Annotated in this window: 5 protein-coding genes; all 5 read right to left on the minus strand. The window is 49.7% G+C overall.

What is annotated here, in order from left to right:
- On the minus strand, positions 1-173 hold a 173-nt coding region (locus BLR88_RS20665), incomplete at its 3' end, for an AAA family ATPase (protein WP_175493698.1).
- A gap of 132 nt (positions 174-305) precedes the next feature.
- Positions 306-785: a siphovirus Gp157 family protein gene (locus BLR88_RS18705; protein ID WP_175493699.1), complete on the minus strand. Its 480-nt coding sequence runs from the start codon at positions 783-785 to the stop codon at positions 306-308.
- The gene (locus BLR88_RS18710; RefSeq protein ID WP_091261621.1) at positions 763-1,047 is read right to left on the minus strand and encodes a hypothetical protein; all 285 of its coding nucleotides are present in this window, start codon (positions 1,045-1,047) and stop codon (positions 763-765) included. Before BLR88_RS18710 ends, BLR88_RS18705 begins: the two co-directional genes overlap by 23 nt.
- A 102-nt stretch (positions 1,048-1,149) precedes the next feature.
- On the minus strand, positions 1,150-1,338 hold the full coding sequence (locus BLR88_RS18715) for a hypothetical protein (protein WP_091261622.1): 189 nt from the start codon (positions 1,336-1,338) through the stop codon (positions 1,150-1,152).
- Positions 1,338-1,685: a hypothetical protein gene (locus tag BLR88_RS18720; RefSeq protein ID WP_091261624.1), complete on the minus strand. Its 348-nt coding sequence runs from the start codon at positions 1,683-1,685 to the stop codon at positions 1,338-1,340. The genes BLR88_RS18715 and BLR88_RS18720 overlap by 1 nt, the downstream gene beginning before the upstream one ends.
- Positions 1,686-1,869 lie beyond the last annotated feature (184 nt).

A 1,869-nucleotide genomic window follows, 5' to 3' on the forward strand; every position in this document is an offset into this window, starting at 1 on the left:
TCAAATTCGTCCGCATATTTGGAAGCAGAGCCGCGCTCCGTATCAATCACCGCAACCTTCTCGCCAAGTCCGCTGGCAAGCCGGAGAGATGTGTACGTCTTTCCGGCTCCGGACGGACCGCACAGCGCAATTCTGGCGCGTGATTTTGCCTTTGTGGCTTTTACAAATGCCATCTCTATCACCTCTAGTTAATAAATTCCTTGCGGCAGCATGCGCACACAACCCCATATGGTTCCAGTTCCCTTCCGTGATACACCGGGGAAGTTTTCTCCCCCGGCTCAATCGGATCGCCGCACATCACGCATCTATCGAATGCTAAGAGAGCAGCTTGCTTCAAGTCTTGCACCCGGAATCACCTGCCCGTCTTTGAGCAGTTCATACAAGCGCTGCTTGTCCGCTTTTGGAGGTTGAGGAATCAGAAACTCCGCTGGAAGCGCTGCTTCATCCACCACCACACTCGGTCGGTTATTCCGGATCCCAACAGTGAGGATTGCCCCTTTCACTTTCGTAAGCCCGGCCTGCTCCAGTGTAGAAAGTGCGTATTGTTTCAGCCCATCCATCCGGGCTTCCAGTGCCTTTCTTCGGGCTGCCAGGCGCTGTTCTTCCTCTTTCAGCGCCTTGGCTTCAGCATCCATCGTTTTAATCATCTTGGCGATATTCTCGACCTTAGCCTCGATTGCTTCCTCAATGGATTCGAGTGTGTCGGCTAAGCTTACTGCCTGTTCCTCATCCTGCATCGTGTCCATAAGTGCTTGATAAGCATCAGCTAACTCGTACAGTTTCATAAATGGCATCCTCCTCTATCGTTTCTCCGCCGAATAGGTCGTCTATTCCCTCTGCCATCCGCAGTAGTTGTTGCAGCGTTTCTTTCTCCTTCTTGAGCGCGAACAACTCACCGGAAGCAAAGCCACTTGCGAACCCTTTCGCGAAGTCATGTTCTTCTGTAGCAAGCGCTGCCTCTTTTGCTTCCTTGGCGAAAGCCATTCTGCCTTCAACAAGGCGAAGCTCATATTGGAGGAAGGCCAGTATACCAAGCTGTTTTTGCATACTTTTCACCCCATATTTGATTTTCAAAGTACGTTCGTGATAAGATTTGAGTATCCAATTATCAAAGCTGTTGATGACCGGTGGCTGCCGGTCATTTTTTATTTACCCGGCAACCTTCTGAGTTGCAAAATCAGCAATATATCCTCGGATACAATCATATCCGTCATGGAGATACTCTCCCTCTACTTCCCAGACTTCTTCACCTTCATAGACCTCTCCGCCGCAAGAAAGGCATTCTCCAACAACATGGGTTTCTTGCGGATCTGCAAGACCTTGTGAGAATCTATCCATCAGGCATTCACTCCTTCGATTTTGATGCCAAGGATGTTGAGAGTATCCCGAATGGCTTGTCGGTATGCATTACCGTATGTTTCCCACGGGTCTACGCTTTCGTACTTCTCGCGCACCTTCTCTTCCGGTGTCATCTCTACTTCGTAGCCGACAATTACAGCGCGAGCGAACGTTTCGACATCAAGATGATTTAATGGGTGCAGCCCCATTTCCTTAGCCCAACACTCTCCTCCGCTGTGGCTTATGTGTGCGATTAACAAAGAACTGATATCGTTTTGATAAGCTTTTAAACTCTTGGCAATTTCTAAAGCATCAGCCTGCGCTTTTGTTAACTTCACTTTCTCCATGCTTTCACCTCACTTCGTTTTATTGGTGCCAGCGCCCCTACCCCTACGCTGGCTGTACAGCCCTTTAGCTGCGCCTATGTAGTTCTTGTTGTGGTGGCCCTGTCGGACTTGCACCGACTGTAGGCTTGTCCCATCGGGCCAAAAAGTCAGGGCATCGCCCTGTAAGATAGTAAAGGTTGGAAGA

It is taken from the genome of Aneurinibacillus thermoaerophilus (assembly GCF_900099925.1).
Classification (GTDB): domain Bacteria; phylum Bacillota; class Bacilli; order Aneurinibacillales; family Aneurinibacillaceae; genus Aneurinibacillus; species Aneurinibacillus thermoaerophilus.